The sequence below is a fragment of the Bacillus methanolicus MGA3 genome (assembly GCF_000724485.1).
Taxonomy (GTDB): Bacteria; Bacillota; Bacilli; order Bacillales; family Cytobacillaceae; genus Bacillus_Z; species Bacillus_Z methanolicus_A.
In genome coordinates, this window is the sequence record NZ_CP007739.1 from 1347566 (window position 1) to 1367773 (window position 20208).

The 20208-nt window shown below is 36.3% G+C and carries 19 protein-coding genes; 18 read left to right on the top strand and 1 reads right to left on the bottom strand.

The features are described from left to right. Positions 1–107 precede the first annotated feature (107 nt). The 6 genes from zwf to BMMGA3_RS06680 all read left to right on the top strand — a co-directional run bounded on the left by zwf (position 108) and on the right by BMMGA3_RS06680 (position 6137). Positions 108–1562 (top strand): glucose-6-phosphate dehydrogenase, encoded by a 1455-nt coding sequence (gene zwf, locus BMMGA3_RS06660; protein ID WP_003349278.1) that lies wholly within the window; start codon positions 108–110, stop codon positions 1560–1562. 198 nt (positions 1563–1760) lie between these two features. Further along, entirely contained in the window at positions 1761–3248 is a 1488-nt protein-coding gene (locus BMMGA3_RS06665) for a spore germination protein (protein ID WP_003349280.1), read from the top strand. 4 nt (positions 3249–3252) lie between these two features. Continuing rightward, a complete protein-coding gene (locus BMMGA3_RS18245) occupies positions 3253–3546 on the top strand; it encodes a hypothetical protein (protein ID WP_003349282.1) in 294 nt (97 codons plus the stop codon). Next, the gene (locus BMMGA3_RS06670; RefSeq protein WP_003349284.1) at positions 3504–4367 is read left to right on the top strand and encodes a GerAB/ArcD/ProY family transporter; all 864 of its coding nucleotides are present in this window, start codon (positions 3504–3506) and stop codon (positions 4365–4367) included. The genes BMMGA3_RS18245 and BMMGA3_RS06670 overlap by 43 nt, the downstream gene beginning before the upstream one ends. A 2-nt stretch (positions 4368–4369) precedes the next feature. Then, positions 4370–5458 (top strand): Ger(x)C family spore germination protein, encoded by a 1089-nt coding sequence (locus tag BMMGA3_RS06675; protein ID WP_003349285.1) that lies wholly within the window; start codon positions 4370–4372, stop codon positions 5456–5458. A 322-nt stretch (positions 5459–5780) separates the two neighbouring features. Further along, positions 5781–6137 carry an IDEAL domain-containing protein gene (locus BMMGA3_RS06680; RefSeq protein WP_003349287.1) on the top strand — a complete coding sequence of 119 codons (357 nt, stop codon included), beginning with the start codon at positions 5781–5783 and terminating at the stop codon, positions 6135–6137. A gap of 121 nt (positions 6138–6258) precedes the next feature. Here the strand turns inward: BMMGA3_RS06680 and BMMGA3_RS06685 are convergent, their stop codons facing one another. After that, complete coding sequence (locus BMMGA3_RS06685; protein WP_003349288.1) at positions 6259–7251, bottom strand: NADPH:quinone oxidoreductase family protein; 993 nt, start codon at positions 7249–7251, stop codon at positions 6259–6261. A 238-nt stretch (positions 7252–7489) separates the two neighbouring features. Between BMMGA3_RS06685 and BMMGA3_RS06690 the strand changes: the two genes are divergently transcribed. From BMMGA3_RS06690 to BMMGA3_RS06745, 12 genes are all read left to right on the top strand, one after another. After that, a complete protein-coding gene (locus BMMGA3_RS06690; RefSeq protein ID WP_003349289.1) occupies positions 7490–7792 on the top strand; it encodes a DUF3219 family protein in 303 nt (100 codons plus the stop codon). An 85-nt stretch (positions 7793–7877) separates the two neighbouring features. Beyond that, the gene (locus BMMGA3_RS06695) at positions 7878–8183 is read left to right on the top strand and encodes an iron-sulfur cluster assembly accessory protein (protein WP_003349290.1); all 306 of its coding nucleotides are present in this window, start codon (positions 7878–7880) and stop codon (positions 8181–8183) included. Positions 8184–8496: 313 nt separating this feature from the next. Next, a complete protein-coding gene (locus tag BMMGA3_RS06700; protein ID WP_003349291.1) occupies positions 8497–10419 on the top strand; it encodes an oxidoreductase in 1923 nt (640 codons plus the stop codon). A 280-nt stretch (positions 10420–10699) separates the two neighbouring features. Continuing rightward, positions 10700–12622 (top strand): oxidoreductase, encoded by a 1923-nt coding sequence (locus BMMGA3_RS06710; RefSeq protein ID WP_003349294.1) that lies wholly within the window; start codon positions 10700–10702, stop codon positions 12620–12622. 333 nt (positions 12623–12955) lie between these two features. After that, on the top strand, positions 12956–13501 hold the full coding sequence (locus BMMGA3_RS06715) for a GNAT family N-acetyltransferase (protein WP_003349296.1): 546 nt from the start codon (positions 12956–12958) through the stop codon (positions 13499–13501). A gap of 444 nt (positions 13502–13945) precedes the next feature. Then, a complete protein-coding gene (locus tag BMMGA3_RS06720) occupies positions 13946–14986 on the top strand; it encodes a zinc-dependent alcohol dehydrogenase family protein (RefSeq protein ID WP_003349298.1) in 1041 nt (346 codons plus the stop codon). Positions 14987–15221: 235 nt separating this feature from the next. Continuing rightward, the gene (locus BMMGA3_RS06725; RefSeq protein ID WP_003349300.1) at positions 15222–16577 is read left to right on the top strand and encodes an aspartate aminotransferase family protein; all 1356 of its coding nucleotides are present in this window, start codon (positions 15222–15224) and stop codon (positions 16575–16577) included. A gap of 268 nt (positions 16578–16845) precedes the next feature. Continuing rightward, positions 16846–17604, top strand: a complete 759-nt coding sequence (locus BMMGA3_RS06730; protein WP_003349301.1) for a yteA family sporulation protein — start codon at positions 16846–16848, stop codon at positions 17602–17604. Between the two features lie 219 nt (positions 17605–17823). Beyond that, entirely contained in the window at positions 17824–18126 is a 303-nt protein-coding gene (locus BMMGA3_RS06735) for a hypothetical protein (RefSeq protein WP_003349303.1), read from the top strand. An 881-nt stretch (positions 18127–19007) separates the two neighbouring features. After that, complete coding sequence (locus tag BMMGA3_RS06740; RefSeq protein ID WP_003349304.1) at positions 19008–19280, top strand: hypothetical protein; 273 nt, start codon at positions 19008–19010, stop codon at positions 19278–19280. A gap of 202 nt (positions 19281–19482) precedes the next feature. Further along, a complete protein-coding gene (locus BMMGA3_RS17805; protein ID WP_155815623.1) occupies positions 19483–19743 on the top strand; it encodes a hypothetical protein in 261 nt (86 codons plus the stop codon). Continuing rightward, positions 19721–20134 (top strand): hypothetical protein, encoded by a 414-nt coding sequence (locus BMMGA3_RS06745; protein ID WP_003349312.1) that lies wholly within the window; start codon positions 19721–19723, stop codon positions 20132–20134. The genes BMMGA3_RS17805 and BMMGA3_RS06745 overlap by 23 nt, the downstream gene beginning before the upstream one ends. Positions 20135–20208 lie beyond the last annotated feature (74 nt).

The following is a 20208-nucleotide window of genomic DNA, read 5'->3' on the forward strand; positions in this document are numbered from 1 at the left end:
ATATACTTTATGTAACTATAAGATTAATAAGTGCGTACTTACAAAAGGAAGTTATACATATTATACTAATATTTGCCGCAACAAATGATTATGTGGAGGTATGAAAAGTGGATTCGATGACCTTTGTCTTGTTTGGTGCGTCAGGGGATCTAGCTAAAAGGAAAATCTACCCTGCTTTGTATAATTTATTTCTGGATCAAAAAATGCCACAATCATTTTCCGTTATTGGTCTAGGGCGAAGAGATTGGTCGGATAATGAATATCAGATGCGCGTAGAGCAATCATTAAAAACTTTTTCTAGACGTTTTGTCATTGATTCAATCAAAATGAAAGAATTTTTAAGTGCATTTCGTTTCTTTCGATTGGATGTTAATAATGAAGAAGGGTTTAGAGATTTGTTTGAGTTCGTCAAAAAACGTGAAGAAGAATTGAATATCCCGGAAAATCGAATGTTCTACCTTTCTGTTGCACCTGAATTTATCGGTGTGATTGCTTCAAACATCAAAAAAAGCGGATTAGGCACCACAAAAGGGTGGAAACGTCTTGTTATTGAAAAACCGTTCGGGAATGATTTGAAATCTGCCCAAGAATTAAACGAAAGCCTAAGAAACGTGTTTGAAGAAGATGAAATTTATCGGATTGACCACTATCTTGGAAAACCGATGGTGCAAAACTTGGAAGCATTGGAATTTGCCAACCCTGTGCTTCAAGCAATTTGGAACAACCAATACATTGCCAATGTACAAATTACAGCCAGTGAAACGGTCGGGGTCGAAGAAAGAGCAGGTTATTATGACCAAGCTGGTGCAATTCGCGATATGTTTCAAAATCACATGCTGCAGTTGTTGATGATGACGGCCATGAAAATGCCTGAACGAATCAGTTCAAAAGACATCAGAAATGAGAAGATAAAGGTCATGGAATATCTTCGGCCATTGCTGAAAGAAGACGTTGCCAAGCATGTAGTTCGCGGTCAATATGGTCCGGGGGAAATCAATGGTGAACCGGTTGTTGGATACAGAGAAGAACCAGGAGTCGATGCTTCTTCAACGACCGATACTTTTGTGGCTGCCCGATTATGGATTGATGTTCCTTTTTGGAGCGGGGTGCCATTCTATATCCGTACGGGAAAAAGAATGAGGGAAAAGTGTACAAAAATAGTGATTGAATTCAAAAATCCATTAAAGGATTTATATATTACTGATAATATGAAAACGGTTCCAAATCTTTTGGTAATTGAGATCAATCCGAACGAAAGGGTTTCTTTCCAATTAAATAGCAAGAATCCAATAGACGGAAAGATCGAGCCCGTTCACGTCAACTTCTCAGCCAGCCAAAAAGATGCCCCAGAAGCCTATGAGATTTTACTATACGATGCGTTGCGAGGCGACTCAACATATTTTGCTCATTGGAAAGAAGTTGAATTATCATGGAAGTGGGTTCAGCCAATTTTAGAAGCATTTGAAGAGAATATCCTCCCTCTCCATCACTATACCTCAGGTTCGATGGGACCGGAGGCTTCACATAAATTATTGGAAGAGGACGGATTTAATTGGTGGTAGAAAAAATCAATAAACTTTTAATATGAAAGAATCCTCGTTTAATCGAGGATTTTTTTATTTAAAATAATAATATTATGTAAACTAAACTTATAGGAAAGTAAATCGTGATCCAATCTTTTTCTGAGTAAATGAAGTTCAGCTGAGCATAATAAATGTGGAAATAGGTATCCACTTTACGAATTCAGGTGATGAATGTTGATGTTTTGGAAAAATCGTACAACTGGAAACGGTCAAAAGAATAAAAAACATCTTCACAAGATGAAACATACAGCTGTAACGACAGAAGCTCTAGAAAACTTGCTAGCCAACATGAATGATGCAGAAATCATTGAACGGCAAAACGCGAAAGGCCAGAAGGCGACAATTGCATATATTAAAACGCTGATTGATCAAGAGCGACTAAATGAAACTGTGATTGAACCGTTAATGCGCGGGTATAATGATACGGTTATTGAATGTATAGCAGCCTCTAAAATATTGCAAATTTCCACTTTAGAGGAGGCACAAAAACAACTGATGTTTGGGTCCATTCTTATAAAAGATTCTTTACATAATCAATGGTGGGCTGTTCTTCTTGGAAATCCATTGAGCCGTGCCATCGAAACATCTGAACAGGAAACCATTCTATATGGAGCAAAAGACAGCTTCAGTGAACAATTAGAGCAGAATATTACATTAATTCGCAGGCGTCTTCCTATAACTGAACTGAAAGCGGAGAAATTTACAGTCGGTTCTTTAAGTGAAACAATGGTTGTTCTTATGTACATTGAAGGACTGACCAATCCTGAATATATATCCATAGCAAAAAAGAAAATCTCCGAAATTAATTATGATGTTTTTTTTGATTCTTCCCAAGTTGCCGCATTTATGGAAGATCATCATCATAGTGTATTTCCGCAGTTTCAACATACCGATCGCCCGGATGTTTGTGCTGCTTTATTGGGTCTAGGAAAAATTACTATTTTGGTAGGCAATACTCCATTTGCGTTAATTGCACCAATTACATTGTTTCATCTTTTTCAATCTCCTGAGGATTATATTAACCGCTGGCTTGTTGCAAGTTTTTTGCGTTTCATTCGGTATGTCAGCTTTTTTCTTTCTGTGGTGTTGATCCCGATTTATGTTGCGGCAACGACACATCATTATCAGGTAATGCCGCTGCAAGTTCTTTCTGTTTTAGTGGAATCGAGAAGTAAATTGCCTTTTAGTCCATTTTGGGAAGCGTTTTTTATGTTAATTACGATCGAAATTATTAAAGAAGCAAGTCTTAGAATGCCATCTAAATCAAGTCAAACATTGGGAATGATTGGCGGCATCGTGATAGGACAAGCCGCGGTTGAAGCCGGTTTCGCCAGCAAATTGTTAATTGTGCTGATGGGTATATCGGCCATTGTTTCGTTTTTGGTACCAAACTATTTAATGACGAAAGCAAACACGTTAATTCAATTTGCTTTTCTTCTGCTTTCATCTTTGTTTGGGGTTCCCGGCATCGCTCTTGGGATGATTGTCATTCTTGCACATCTGAATGGGCTGACTTCACTGAAACAACCTTATTTTGCACCGGTAGCCCCATTTTACTGGAAGGATTGGATCGATCTTTTCATTCGCGGTCCAATAACTTGGATGAAAAGCCGGCCTGAGCATTTACATCCCTTGCAAAAATGGCGATACGGCCGAAGGAGATGACGGAATGAAAGCACTTTTATTATTTGATCATACGTCAACCTATGATGGCATTTATGTAATGTTCATGGTGAACCGCATGCAAATGCTTTACTTTTTTATCATCATGCCATTGTATTTGGCGGATTCGTCTATGATTTGGGGCATTCTTGCCATAGGGTTTTTATCTCAGATGATTCTCATTATGTTATCCAAATGGTTGGCTTCAAATTTTTCCACAAAGGTTATAAAGGTTTTGTACAGCTCTTTGGAGAGCGAATGGTTCGTTTTTTTGCCTTTGCCGGACTTTTTTTCATTTTAATCAAAATAACCGTTATCACACTCGGGTATGCGGAAATGGTTCACCAAATTATATACCCTTCGATGAATCCAACTTGGATGATTATTTTTATTTTTCTCGTTAGTTGTTATGTAGCCATTCAAGGAATGGGGAATACGATCCGTTTTTTCGTCATCGCTTTTTTATGTACGTTTTGGATGATTTTTTTATTTCTTCCTTTTTTCTTTCCGCCAATCGCATCTCTTTATGATTTATATCCTTTAATTCCGACTGAGTGGTCGATGTTTTCTTGGAAAGGGCTGTTGCTGCTTTTATCATCTTTGTCAGGACCGGAGTATTTGATATGTTTGGCTCCTTGGTTAAAACCGCAGCAAAAGATGCTGAAATATTTGACGGCAGCGAATGCGTTTTCTGTTTTCGAGTACTTGATTGCGTTTATAGCATCGTTGCTTTTTTTTGGTCCAAAATACTTAAGCAAAAGTAATTTTCCTGTGATCAGCATGATTCGGTATTTGCAATTTCCCTTCATTGAACGAATTGATATTTTTCTTATCTCTGTATATATGCTTCATTTTGTCGTTGTGATTTCCATTCTTGTCTTATTTTTTTATGGAGCCGCCCGAATTGTTTTGCGAAGGTTGCATGAACAAACGACTCGAATCGGTTTTATGGCGAGCTTTATAACGGTTTTTGCCTTTATCATCCTTGCCAATGAATGGTTATGGAAAACAGAAGAAAAACGGAGCATCTTGCTTGACCTTCAAATATGGTTAGGGTCATTAACGTATTTGTTGGTTCCTGCATTCGTTCTAATTGCCGGCAAAGTAAAGGGGCGTGTCTAAATATGGGACAAATCAAAAAGATTCTCTTAATGACTTTTGTGGCCTGTATGATGACAACAGCAGGATGTTCCCCTTTTTTGGAAAACAATATGATCGAAGAAATCGCCCCTATTACTTTTTGGTATACAAAAGAGGGTGAAGAGGGACAGTTGAAAATGACTACGTTAATGCCGCCGTTGTTGAAAGAAAAGAAGGGACCGGTCACCATTCAAGCCGACCTTGTGAGACAAGGGGCTCAGAAATTTAATTATAAATATTTTCGAGAATTAAAAGCCGGACAAATTCGACTGTTGTTCATTGATGAAGACTTAGCGAAAAAAGGAATTATGCCATTGATTAATATGTTTTTGATAGAGCCTGATATTTCCCAGCGCCTTTATGTCGTCATCGTCAAAGGAGATTTTGAAGAATATATAAAAAATCAAGTGCGCAGAAATGAGAACCTTGATTATTTTCTTTATCTCATGTTTAAACACTATGAGAAAAAAAGACAAGGTGAATTGACGGTCATTAACATCCACCAATATATGAAAAATTTATATTCTCCATTTTCCGATCCGATTTTGCCGGTCTTCAAGGCAGACAAAGAAAATTTCGCATATGAGGGAACGGCAATCTTCAGACATGACAAACTAATAGCAACGGTTAATAACGTTGAAGAGAATATCATCCAACTCATTGACAATGATCACTACCTTAAATTTCTTCCAATTGAGCCATTATCTGTCGTCTTAGGTGAAATTCGTTCAAATGTTCATATGGATTTGAATCGAAATTTTTCGTCATTAACAATCAAAGTCGAAATGAGCGGCAGAATCATGGAGTACTTGGGGAATAAAAATATATTCAATGAAGATGAATTAGCAGAACTCAAAAAAGACATTGAAACGTATCTGGAAAAACAAACTTCTGAATTTATGAAAAAACTGCAAAAGTGGAGAGTGGATCCGTTTCAAATCGGTAAGCACTCAAAGACACCGATTGCAAAACCGCTCAGTGAAAAACAATGGTTAAAGCGCTGGGAACAAATGGAAATCAAAGTTGATTATTCAATATATATTCAACCTTTGTTGGAAGAGGACAAAAAATAATTGAATTTTGAAAAAACAAAAGCAGATCCTATGCACAGATCTGCTTTTTTTCGTTATAATAAAATAAAACTTGATTTGTTATTCGTAATTGATAGAAATTGGATAAATTTTGTTTTATCAAAAATGGTTCAATGATGGTTCTCTTTGTGAGTGACTTTTGTTGACAATATGAACTGTAAACAATAAAATTACAATTACTTTCTAAAAAAGACACCGATTTTTGCTTCATGTTCATAGTTTACTATTTTTCATATTTGATGTACGGTGATATGTTTTTTCTTCGAAGACATTTTTAATATAAAGTAAGGGACGGTGAAAAGTGATGTTGATGCCCGGCAACAATCGATTGGAAAGCGGAGATTGGGTGAAAGGGAAAACGAGAAATGGTGAATTGATACGCGGTTATATTGAAAGTGTAGATTTCTTACAAGGGATAGCAAAAGTACATGTTATTGAATCTGATAATAATAAATCGATTGGAAAAACAGTGGGTGTGTTAATCAATTGGATTGAAAAGTTGCCTGTTTCAACGGAAATCAATGAGGAACAAATTTTACAATTAATTGATTTGGCGTTATTAACAAAAGATGAGCAGTGGTTTAACGCTTTATCATCGAAATTGGATTCACTTAGAAAAGTTTCTAAAACGAACGCAAAAAAAATAATGATGACCCAATAAACAATAACAGAATTGGGAAATTTGACGCAAAAGGCTGCTAAACAATAGCAGCCTTTTGCTGTTTTAAAATGAAACCAATTTCCATGTTAAGGTTGGGAGTTTAAAACTTATGCTAGTTTTCTTATAACTTTACAATAATTCTTCCTCGTGTTTGTCCTTTTAAGATTGTCGGAAGTGTTTCAGGCAATTGTTCAAGCGTGATTTCTTTTTGAATATGATCTGAAAGAGCAGCCGGTTTTAAGTCGGTTGCCATCCGATTCCAAAGCTCTTTTCGAATATCCATCGGGCAATATACAGAATCGATACCAAGCAAATTGACGCCTCGAAGAATAAACGGAAACACAGTCGCAGGTACGTCTGCACCGCCGGTTAATCCACTCACAGCAACAGATCCGCCGTACTGTATTTTACTTAAAATTGATGCGAGCTGTTCTCCTCCTACAGGATCAATTGCAGCTGCCCATAGCTGTTTATCCAATGGTCTAATTTTTCCATTATAAACGTCTTCACGAGAGATAATCTCTTTTGCACCGAGCTTATGTAAGAAATCATGTTCTAAAGCTTTTCCAGTGCTAGCGACGATATCGTATCCTCGTTTCGCTAGCATCGAAACAGCTAAGCTTCCAACTCCACCGGTTGCTCCTGTGACAAGAACCTTTCCTTTATCAGGTGTTAAACCATGATCTTCAAGCCTCTGAATGGAAAGAGCTGCTGTAAATCCTGCCGTTCCAAATACCATTGCTTCTTTCAATGTCAAGCCTTTTGGCAAAGGAACAATCCAATCACCAGGAATGCGGGCAAATTCACTATAGCCGCCATAATGGGAAACACCGATTTCGTAACTCGTTGCAATGACTTCATCTCCCTCGCTGAAACGGGGATCTTGAGAAGACACTACTACTCCTGCTAGATCAATACCCGGTATAAAAGGATAAGATTTTACAATTTTTCCATTTGGAATACTAGCTAAACCATCTTTGTAGTTGATGCCGGAATAAGCAACTTTAATTAAAACATCGGCATCAGGCAAGTCATTCAAAGAAATCGTTTTGATGTCAACCGAAAAATCATCTTCAGTCTTATTTACCATTAGTGCTTTAAAAGATACAGTCATGAAAATAACTCCTTTTCTTTATTAGCAAAATTAGAAAGATTGTACCTTTGAAAACAGAAAATGTAATCCGCTTTCAATTACATTTTACTACATTTTCGAAAAAGTTTAAGGATTCATTGCCGGGGTCTGGCCCCTACTTTAGTAGGGGCCAGACCCCGATAGCGAGCAGACTATTTGTGATTGTGAATTAACCGTGATATGATTCACATGATTAACAACCATCAAGGGAGATGTTCATATGGTTAATGAAGTTATTTTAAATGACTTTACGTTCAAAGTAACTAATTATAAAGAAGAAATTGTAAAAAATAAAAAAACTGGTAACGATTTAATAAAAGTAAGCTTTGATTTCAAAGTTAAAGGCGGAAATGAATACCATGAAGTTACCAAATTTTTATATGAAAATACTTTCGATGTAAAAATACCTGAGAAAAAATTAAAATTTCGGGGAACCATTAACAAATATTTTACCTCGCGCGGGGATTTTTCAGACGAAAATTCTGTTGCGGACTTTAAATTAGAATTAATTGAGGTCGATTGAGAAAATTAAAACTTTATTTACCTTCATAAAAATTTATTTTTTTGGAATAATAATGAAGAAAAATTAGAACAGGAGAAGTCTAACCATGAAGTGTAAAATCAATCGAAATGCAGCAAAAGTATTAAAACAGATGTTGAGCAGTGAAGAAGCGGAAGGGAAAATGGTGCGTGTATACGTAACAGTAAACCATGGGGATCACGCTCATTATGACATAAAACTGGATACACCGACTGAACACGATGAAATCGTGAAAACTGACAAAGACATTGATATTCTGTTAGATAAACGGGAAGATTTTTTAGATGGCGTTTGGATTCAATATTTTTATGTGCCTGAAGAGGGATTTGTCATCACCAATCCATCAAAAGAAAGACACGTCCACAGCCATTAAGATTATCTTTATTAGGAATGTAAGGCAAAAAACTTACGTTCGTGAAATAGAGCGAAATCCTTTTGGTATCAAGGGTTTCGCTCTTTCCTTTTCATTTAATTTATGAAAATTGTTGGTAAAATTTATGAATTAATTGTGAATTCAATTGTATTGATCGAAAAATGGTAGTATATTTTTGGTGAAGAAAGATAGTGAAAAGTTTCACAAAGTTTATTGTCTTTCTTTCATATACGGGCTGACTCAATCAGCACCAAAAAATTTTTAATTTAATTTGTGAAATATTTCACAAACTTATTAGGAGGGAAAAGTTGGTATGTTGGAAAAAATATTTGAACCTATTAAGATTGGAAAGTTGGAATTAAAAAATAGGCTGGTAGTGCCACCGATGGGTATGAACTATTGCAATGCAGAAGGAACAGCCACAGAAAGGTTCATAGCGTACTATGAAGCAAGAGCAAAAGGCGGCTGGGGACTCATTATTACTGAATGTTATGCTGTAGATCAGCATGGTAAACCGGTTAAAAACATGTCGGGATTTTGGTCCGATGATCAAATCGAAAGTCATGCAAAACTGGCAGAAAGAGTACATAAGCACGGAGGAAAAATTGCTGTTCAACTATTTCATGCCGGCAGACAAACCGGAAGCCATATAACAGGTGTACAGCCGATCGCGCCTTCTCCAATAAAAGATCCAACACTGAGTGAAACTCCACATGAATTGACAAAAGCAGAAATTAAGGAATTAGTAGAAAAGTTTGGAGATGCAGCGTTAAGAGTTAAAAAAGCCGGATTTGATGCTGTAGAAATCCATGGAGCTCACGGTTATTTAATCGATCAATTTTTATCGCCATTTTCTAATAAAAGAACAGATGAATACGGCGGAACAATCATAAATAGAACGCGTTTTGCTGTAGAAATTATCGAAAATGTACGAAAAAAGGTCGGAAAAGATTTTCCAGTTTTATTCAGAATTTCTACAGATGAATTTGTTGAGGGCGGCCTCACAATCGAAGATACGAAAGTTATCGCAAAAATACTTGAACAATCAGGAATTGATGCGATACATTGTTCCACCGGTGTATATAAGACCATGCAGTATGTAATTCCGCCAGCGGCAGTTCCACATGCTTTTTCAGTCAGCCTTGCTGCAGAAATCAAGAAGGTTGTTTCTATTCCGGTTATAGCAGTTGGAAGAATTAATGATCCGCTTATTGCTGAATCAGTACTTTTATCACAAAAAGCAGATTTAATATCCATGGGTAGAGCATCTTTAGCCGATCCTGAACTTCCGAACAAAGCAAAAGAAGGCAGATTAGATGACATCATTCAATGTATAGGCTGTGTGCAAGGATGTGCCGGTAGACTTTTCAAAGGGTTGGATGTAAGATGTTTAGTGAATCCATTAACAGGAAAAGAAAATGAATTTGCGGTAGAACCGGCAAAAGAAAAGAAAAAGGTATTTGTGGCAGGAGGCGGCATTGCCGGCATGGAATCAGCGATCATTGCTGCCAAACGCGGCCATGAGGTCCATTTATATGAAAAAGATGACAAATTAGGAGGACAGTGGTTATTAGCAGCTGTTCCACCAAGCAAAGCGGAATTAAACACATTTACGATCTGGCAAAAAAATCAGATGGATAAACTGGGAGTTCATGTCCATCTGAATTCAGAGTTAAATGAAGACATTGTAGAAAACGAAAAGCCTGATGCTGTCATTATTGCTACAGGCGCTAAACCGATTGTACCAAATATTCCTGGAGTTAACTTGCCAGAAGTGGTACTTGCTCAGGATGTACTGGCAGGCAAAAAGGATGTAGGCCAGTCAGTCGTTGTTGTAGGAGGCGGATTGGTAGGTGCAGAGACAGCAGCGCACCTGGCCAACCACGGAAAGAAAGTTGTTATTATTGAAATGCTAGATGATATCGTAATAGACGGCGAACCAACAGTTAAACATTTCCTTCTTAAAGATTTACAAGAACATCATGTAGAAATTATTACATCTGCCACAGTAAAAGAAATCAAGCAAGGTTCAGTCACCATTGAAAAAGATCATGTCATAAAAGAAATTGGTGATGTTGACAACGTTGTTATTGCTGTAGGATCAAAATCAGAAAATGCACTTAGCGATAAACTGCAAGGTAAAGTAGAGAAAATCATTACCGTAGGCGACGCAATAAAAGTTAGAAAAGCACTCGAAGCTGTGGAAGAAGGTTACAAAGCAGGTTTGGCTGTATAAAGGATCTAAAATGAAAAAGAGCGAAATCCTTTTTTATCAAGGGTTTCGCTCTTTTCCTTTTCATAAATTTGTAAAAATTTTTTCTTTAGAATATGAAAAAATTGTGAATTGGATTGTCATGATCGAAAAATGGGAGTATATTTTTTTGTATAGAAAGATAGTGAAATGCTTCACAAAGTTTTCTATCTTTCTTACATACACGGGCTGACTAGATTTCGCTAAATTTTTTTACTTTGTTTTGTGAGATGTTTCACAAATGAATAGGGAGGGGAAAGCTGCTATGTTTGAAAAAATATTTGAACCTTTCAAGATAGGAAAGTTAGAACTAAAAAATAGGCTGGTAGTTCCTGCAATGGTTACGAACTATTGTAACCCAGATGGAACAGCTACAGAAAGGTATATAGCATACCATGAAGCAAAAGCTAAAGGCGGCTGGGGACTAATCATTACTGAAAACTATGGAATTGACGAACATTCCAGAGGATTTGACAGAGCTGGAGGACTGTGGTCAGACGATCAAATCGAAAGTCATGCAAAACTAACAGAAAGAATCCATATGCACGGAGGAAAGATCGCAGCTCAAATTTATCATGCCGGAAGACAAACCGGGAGCCAAATAACAGGAGTGCAGCCAATAGCGCCTTCTCCAATCGAAGATCCTACAATTGGTGAAATTCCGCATGAGTTGACAAAAGCAGAAATTAAGGAATTAGTTGAAAAGTTTGGAGATGCAGCATTAAGAGCGAAAAAAGCGGGTTTTGATGCTGTAGAAATCCATGGAGCTCACGGTTATTTAATCAATCAATTCTTATCGACGTTTTCCAATAAGAGAACGGATGAATATGGCGGAACAATCATAAATAGAACACGTTTTGCTGTAGAAATTATCGAAAATGTACGTAAAAAAGTTGGAGATGATTTTCCAATTTTATTCAGAATATCGACAGATGAATTTGTTGAGGGCGGCCTCACAATCGAAGATACAAAAGTCATCGCAAGAATTCTTGAACAGGCAGGAATTGATGCGATTCATTGTTCCACCGGTGTATATAAGACTATGCAGTATGTGATTCAGCCGACAGCTGTACCTCATGGCTTTTCAGTCCACCTTGCTGCAGAAATTAAAAAGGTTGTATCGATTCCAGTAATCGCAGTAGGAAGAATCAATGATCCGTTTATTGCTGAATCTGTACTTTTATCAGAAAAAGCAGATTTAATATCCATGGGTAGAGCATCTTTAGCCGATCCGGATTTTCCGAATAAAGTAAAAGAAGGAAAGCTTGATGATATCATACAATGTATGGGATGTGTGCAAGGCTGCATCGGTAGAATCGTAAAAGGTTTGGATGTAAGATGTGTATTAAATCCTTTAACAGGAAAAGAAAATGAATTTGCGGTAGAACCGGCAAAAGAAAAGAAAAAGGTATTCGTGGCAGGAGGCGGCATCGCCGGTATGCAATCAGCGATCATTGCGGCTAGACGCGGCCATGAAGTCCACTTATATGAAAAAGATAACAAATTAGGCGGACAATGGTTATTAGCAGCCGTTCCACCAAGCAAAGCGGAATTAAATACATTTACGATCTGGCAAAAAAATCAGTTGGATAAACTGGGAGTTCATGTTCATTTGAATGCAGATTTAAATGAAAACCTTGTAGAAAAAGAAAAACCTGATGCTGTCATTATTGCAACAGGCGCGAAACCGTTTGTACCAAACATCCCTGGAGTTAACTTGCCTGAAGTGGTGATAGCTCAGGATGTACTAGCAGGCAAAAAAGATGTAGGCCAGTCAGTCGTTGTTGTAGGAGGCGGATTGGTGGGTGCAGAGACAGCAGCACACCTGGCCAATCACGGAAAGAAAGTTGTTATTATTGAAATGCTAGATGAAATCGTAAAAGACGGTGAACCGGCAGTTAAACATTTCCTTCTTAAAGATTTACATGAACATCATGTAGAAATTATTACATCTGCCACAGTAAAAGAAATTAAGCAAGGATCGATTATAATTGAAAAAGATCATGTCATGAAAGAAATTGGTGATGTTGATAACGTTGTCATTGCAGTAGGTTCAAAACCTGAAAATGCACTTAACGATAAACTGCAAGGTAAGGTAGAGAAAATCATTACCGTAGGCGACGCAATAAAAGTTAGAAAAGCACTCGAAGCTGTGGAAGAGGGCTACAAAGCAGGTTTGGCTGTATAAAGAATCAAAAGATGAAAAAGAGCGAAATCCTATTTATCAAGGGTTTCACTCTTTTTATTGTGCATTTTTTCGAATTAGGGGTAACAGAATCTATCTTGAAAGTTTTGAAGGAATTTTATGGTTAATGTCGAATACCCCAATCAATAAACTATTTTAAAAGTGTATGGAGCAAGTGAATCTAGACCCTTTTTTTAAATATGAGATTAAATATCTGGCTATATAATCTTAACATGCTGCATTGGGCTTAAGCTCAAACAGTAGCTTGGATGGTCAGATATTGTTATAAACTAAAGTTGCAGGATAATTCAATAAGAAATGTGAGAGGACGTTGTAATGAGATTTAATCAAAAAGAATTTTACATTAATAATTTACGTTATATTATAAGGTCTGCAATAGAGAAAGATGCGAAAAACTTATCTGAAGTAAGATTGCAAGTAGATGGAGAAACAGAATATCTAGACAGAGAACAAGGTGAGGCGTATATAGATGAAACAGGATTTAAAAAGTTAATTAAAGATGATACAGAAAGTATTAGCAATCTTTTTTTAGTTGCTGTAGTTGATGAAAAAATTGTAGGTTTTTCAAGGTGTGAAGGGTACAAATTGAAAAGAATGTCTCATCAAGTAGAATTTGGAGTCTGTATATTAAAAGAATATTGGGGATATGGTATAGGAAAAAACCTATTAAAAGAGTCTATCCACTGGGCTGATTCAAACCATTTTAAGAAAATAACTTTGAGAGTTCTTGAAACTAATGATAAAGCTATAAGGCTTTATAAAAAATATGGTTTTGAAGTAGAGGGCATTTTAAAAAATGATAAAATTCTATCTGACGGGAAATACTATAATACCATATTGATGGCAAGGTTTAATGGATAAGGATTAGAGAACAAATCCGATTTCAAATTTTATTAAACTAATGAGGCTTTTCTTGAATAAGAAACGACTTTTTTTTCATTGCCCTAAGTCTAATAAAATACAAAATCCCTGCTTTTTAATGTTGAAAGCAAGGATTATTTTTTTGTTAAAGATTTGTCTTTTTCTCAAAGCACTTCACTACATTTAATTAATGTTTCTCTTTATGTTGTATTTGAGGGGTCTGGCCCTTCTAACTTTACTGAAAAGAAATGACTAAGTTTCTGTCACCTCCGAATTTTTGTCGAATCGGGAGAGGCAGAAACTTTTCTTTTTTTTTGTTTATGTATTAAAAAGATCATAAAGGTAATAATAGTAGTCGTCTAGATCTAAATAAAATGTTTACATAAAATGTCTGCTTTTCTGTAATGAAAAAAAAGAACTTCAAAAAATCAAGGGGGCACCGAAATGAAAGCTGTCACATTTCTAGGACCAAGTAAAATAGAAGTAATGGAAAAACCAAAACCGAAAATTGAAAAAGAGACGGATGTAATTGTTAAAGTTACAAAAACAACTATTTGCGGTACGGATTTACATATTCTTGCTGGACATGTTCCTACTGTAGAAGAAGGCCGAATATTAGGCCATGAAGGTGTAGGGGTTGTTGAAGAAGTTGGTTCAGGTGTAAAAAATTTCAAGAAAGGTGACAGAGTGCTGATTTCTTGTATAACCTCCTGCGGAAAATGCGAAAATTGCAAACAAGGGTTGTATGCTCATTGTGAAGAGGGAGGTTGGATATTAGGAAATTTAATTGATGGAACCCAAACAGAGTATGTAAGGATACCATACGCCGATAACAGTCTTTACCATATCCCGGAAGGCGCAGATGAAGAGGCTCTCGTTATGCTTAGTGATATTCTTCCAACAGGCTTTGAAATCGGTGTGTTAAACGGAAAAGTTCAGCCGGGGCAAACAGTAGCAATTATAGGTGCCGGTCCCGTAGGAATGGCGGCACTATTAACTGCTCAATTTTATTCACCTGCGGAGTTAATAATGGTTGATTTAGACGATAACCGGTTAGAAGTTGCGAAAAAATTTGGTGCAACGAAAGTGGTCAATAGTGGCGAAGGCAATGCTGTTGAAAAAATTATGGAATTAACCGGTGGAAAAGGTGTAGACGTCGCGATAGAAGCGGTCGGACTTCCTGTTACATTTGATATTTGCCAAGAAATTCTAAAACCGGGTGGCCGTATAGCCAATGTTGGTGTCCATGGGCAAAGTGTCGATCTTCATATTGAAAAATTATGGACATTAAACATTACACTGACAACCGGTCTTGTCAGCACAACTTCTACACCAATGTTATTAAAAACCGTTCAGTCAAAAAAATTGCAGCCGGAACAATTAATTACTCACCGCTTTGCTTTTTCAGATATTATGAAAGCTTATGATGTATTTAAAAATGCAGCAAAAGAAAAAGCAATAAAAGTCATTATATCCAACGATTAAGTTTTCTCAACTTTTTGACCTTTAGAACCTGTTTCATAAAATGATTCGGGTTCTTTTCTATTTTTGCTTCATAAAAATGAGAAATGTCATGAATTTAGACTTTTAACCATATTAATGTAGAAAAAAGGATTGGTTTTTTTCCAATCCTTTTTCCGCTGTAAGGAAAATGAATAAACACCGAATTCGTAAAATATGATGATGCCGAGTTTTGATTTCAATAACAGGGGGCATTTACATGGTGAAAAAAAACCATTCAATACAATCGTTGAAGGCTCAAGATGAAAGACTTATTTGGCATGCGATGAAACCTTATAATCCGGATGCTACCATAGTCGTCACAAAGGCAGAAGGATCTTGGATAACGGATAGTGACGGGAAGCGCTATTTGGATGCGATGGCAGGGCTGTGGTGCGTAAATGTCGGCTACGGCAGAAAAGAGCTTGCTGATGCTGCATATGAACAATTGAAGGAAATGGCATACTATCCACTTACCCAGAGCCATGTCCCTGCAATTAAACTTGCAGAAAAATTGAATGAACTATTAGAAGATGAATATGTGATTTTCTTTTCTAACAGCGGTTCTGAAGCAAATGAAACAGCATTTAAAATAGCCCGCCAATATCATCAACAAAATGGAGATTATAATCGATACAAAATTGTTTCACGGTACCGTGCTTATCATGGCAATACGATGGGAGCTCTTTCTGCAACCGGTCAGGCCCAGCGAAAATACAAATATGAGCCGCTGGCGCCGGGTTTTGTTCATGTAGCTCCGCCTGACAGCTACCGAGATGAAACAAACGTCAGCGATCCAAGCAAGCTTTCATCAGTTCAGGAAATCGACCGCGTGATGACTTGGGAATTGAGCGAAACGATTGCCGCGATGATTATGGAACCAATAATAACTGGAGGGGGAATTCTTGTTCCGCCGGAAGGATATATGAAAGCAGCAAAAGAGGTTTGTGAGAAACATGGGGCTCTCTTAATTGTTGACGAAGTGATATGCGGTTTCGGCCGTACAGGAAAGCCGTTCGGTTTTATGAATTATGGTGTAAAACCTGATATCATCACGATGGCGAAGGGAATCACAAGCGCCTATTTGCCGCTTTCGGCAACAGCTGTGAAAAAAGGAATATACGATGCATTCAAGGGTGAAGACGAATACGAATTTTTCCGCCATGTGAACACATTTGGGGGCAGCCCTGCCGCGTGCGCCCTTGCCATAAAAAACATTCAAATAATGGAAGAAGAAAAGTTGTTTGACCGATCAAAAGATTTGGGGGAAAAGGTCTTAACCGAACTGCAAAATCTCCTCCGGGGTCATCCTTATGTCGGTGACGTTCGCGGAAAAGGATTTCTAATCGGGATTGAACTTGTAAAAGATAAACAAACGAAAGAACCGCTGAATGCAAGCCTTGTAAATGAAGTAATCGCTCTTTGCAAAAAGGAAGGTCTTTTAATCGGTAAGAATGGAACAACTGTTGCCGGCTATAACAATGTTTTGGTGCTTTCCCCGCCATTAAATATTCCGGAGGATGACATAGATTTTCTAATAAAAGTTCTTACTGATTCGCTCGAGAAAATGAAGTAAATCGTACCCGCAGATGCTTTCGCATTTTGCGGGTTTTTAATTTCCATGAATATGAACCATTTTTTGAATATATCAACCAGTTTTCATGGAAAAATCGACCACTTTTCGAACATATCGACCACATTACACGTTTTATCAACCACTTATTTTTTGGAAAATGTACTTTTTCTACATAATTGATTTTTTTCTTCGAATAATAGTAGGGTATTCAAAAATTTTCTATTCAATAAAAGATCCAAAATAATCGATTTTGGAAGGAGTGTCTCTTGTGCTCACCAATAAGCAACTATCTGCCTTCCGCCAAATACTGCAGGAACAGAAGCAAGATTTAAACCGGTACCGGGAAAATGATCATTTTGGTTTAACCAGAGGGCATGATCATGAATCAATGGGAGAGCTGTCAAGTTACGATAATCATCCAGCAGACGATGGTACGGAATTATTTGAAAGAGAAAAAGATATTGCTTTAAATGAACATTATCAACTTGAACTAAAAAACATCGAAAAGGCGTTACATGCAATTGATCAAGGGACATATGGGAAATGTGAAGTTTGCGGGAAAGACATTCCGGTTGAGCGTCTGGAAGCTTTGCCGACAACAACCTATTGTAAAGAACACAGCCCAGATCAGGCTGTATCGCGTCAAAGGCCGATAGAAGAAGGAGTTTTAATGCCCCCTTTTGGCAAGTTTGACTTGGATGATCAAAATGAATCTGTTGCTTATGATGCTGAGGACTCATGGCAGGAGGTAGCAGAGTGGGGAACATCCGAAACTCCGTCAGATTTTATCGAACCAGCGGATCATTATAATGATGTAAACATTGAATCATATGAAAATATTGGGTATGTTGAGGACTATGAAAATTTTATTGGTACCGATATTGAAGGAAAAAATATCATCGTTTATCCTAATGGCCAGCATGAAAGGTACGAAGAAGAATTAGATGAAGAAGGAATTATGACATCTTTCGGGGACTTGCCGGCGTATGAACATGACCCTTATGTTAAAAAAAATAAAGAAAAATAAGAAGCAAAGCCGCAATGGAGATGGATTCATCCCTTGCGGCTTTTTTAGCGCTCTAAAACATTTTAAAAAATAAGTGTTATGACCGGAAACATTTTATAACTGCTTGCATATTGTATACATGAATATCAGAAACAAGCTGATTATTCACAAATAAGCGCGGGTATAGAAATTATGTGTACTTGATTCCTTTTAAAAATAAAGAAGAAACGGGGGATTAAGATGACCAGGTCGGAAAGATTTCATCAACAGCCGAAATCATTTTTTTGGAAAAGAATCACTCTGTTTTTCATTTTCGGTGTCACAATCGTTGCTGCTGTTCACTTTTATTCGCAAAGCTTAATTAAAATTGACCCTCCAAAAAAAGATTTCGGGCGAAAAGTGATCGTCCAGCTTCCGAACGGAAATAAAGTGTTAACATATGAGAACTTAATAGTGAAAGAAGATGGAAAAATGTTTTATAAGGGTGAAAACCATGAAATAGATGTAACAGGCGGAAACATTGTGTATAAAAATTGGAAATAGAATAATAGGTTGATAACATTCAGGAATTATTTTATTTATTATTTCAAGGAGCATGTCTGTTTTTCGGACATGCTATTTTTTTGTTTCATTGAGACTACGCCTTCACCTCCGATTTTCCAAGCTAAATAGGGTGGCTTCATTTCGTCAACACCATGCTATTCAGTGATTGTTTCACCTAGTTCAATATTTCTTCAAATACCTGTTCCACACGTTGGAGTATCTGTTAAGCATAATGGATATAAATTCCGACTCCTGCATGATAAAACGTACATATTTTCATATTGGATAGAAATGAGTTTATGAGGATATTGGATGGTGTAATTTTTTACACTATTTGGTGTACTTTTTTTTACACCGTTTGGTATACTTTCGGAAAAAGGAGGAGGGGAAAAATATACCAAAGCAAAGAGAGTGTTTGAAGTGTTTTATAGGATATAAGCCATTAGAAGAACTTAAGACAGGGGAAGATAAAGGAACAGATGGAGTCATATAAACCCCTATAAATGGCTTAATGAATGTATACTTAACTGCATCATTCAGCTTATGTTCACTCTAGGGAATAAAATAATGCAAGTAGTTTAATCCATACTTGCATACATAAATAAATACACGAATACCCTTATCATAATTACACAAGAGCTTTCAGACAACAGCAAGTTCTAATAAAACCGTTATAGAAACCTTAAATAAAATACACTTGCACTGAAAATGCTCAAATCGTTTCAAAATGTACTGGAGCAGTTAAATACATATATGTTCAGAATATTAAAAATAAAAGGTAAAGGGTGGTTATACTTTTGATAAGATTAGGCCGGGGTATCATAGTGATAATTTGTTTGTCTGCTATTACTTTGTATTAAACGAGTTGTAGTTCTGGAGATGTGGAAAATTCACCTAAAATAAATGAGTATATTGTCATTAAATCTCTTAAAGAAATCAAAAAAAATCAATATGAAGTAGAGTATGTGTTAAAGAAGGATCTAGAAAAAGGAAATGGTCAAATAACTCAAAATCTATACTTTAATGATGGTAATACAAACGTTCCTTTAGTAAGTGAAAAAAAAGGAAAACAAAAAATAACAATTAAAGGAAAAAGTATTAAGTTAATTTATAACGCTTCCAACAGATATATCGAAGAAAAAAAGATTGACTAAAAAAAGGAGATGGAAAAATCCAATGTTCAAATATTTTCATTTGTTGGGACAACTAATAATGGCTTTTTCAGTTTTATTTATTGTTTTAAAAATGGGGTCGATTTATACAGCAATAGCGTTATTTTGCTTAGGTACAATTATATATATATTTGGAAAAAAATTAGCAAAAAATAATTACCTCTGAATATACCAAATTTTCAAAATGGAGGAATTTTTTATTGAAAAAAGTATCAGTATTTATAATGTCTTTTTCTTTAATCTTTTCAGCTTTATTTTTATGGATGAATCTAAGGTTTCAGCTAAAGCATCAAAAGGGGGATATGTTAAATCTACTTATTATGCTTATGGAGGTAGAGTTAATATTGAATATCATGACCTTTATTTAAGAGTTGCTGATGCAAGAAAATATGCTGCAAAATCTGAAGTTTCTATAGCAGAAGGTGCCTGTATGGTTTGGAGGTAGTTTTATTCCAACTGCTGGTCCTTATATTGCCACCATCGGTTTTTATAGAGCTACAGAAGCTGCAGTATTTGCAAGTAACATTAGAAAGTATACTGATAAAAATAAACATGTACATGTTACTCTTTATAAAGATAAGTTTTATGGGACTAGTGGAAGAATTGTAACTCAATGGAATGGGCAAAAAGAAAGTATAAAACCTTTTAAAGTACCAGTACCTAAATATCAAAAAATAGTAAAAAAATTTATAAATAAAGGTTTCAGCCTCGTTGCCTTCCTAAGCTTTAATAGGAGGTCATTTTTTTCTATTCTACAATACATCATCACTCGATTTTCCCATCTTTTTTTCCTTGATGAAATTTCGGAATCCCTCTTAAATCGATTTTTTTCATGAATATAATTGATTATTTAATATCGAGCCACTCATTAAATGTATGATCAGATAAAAGTTGTGAAAATTCTTTAAAA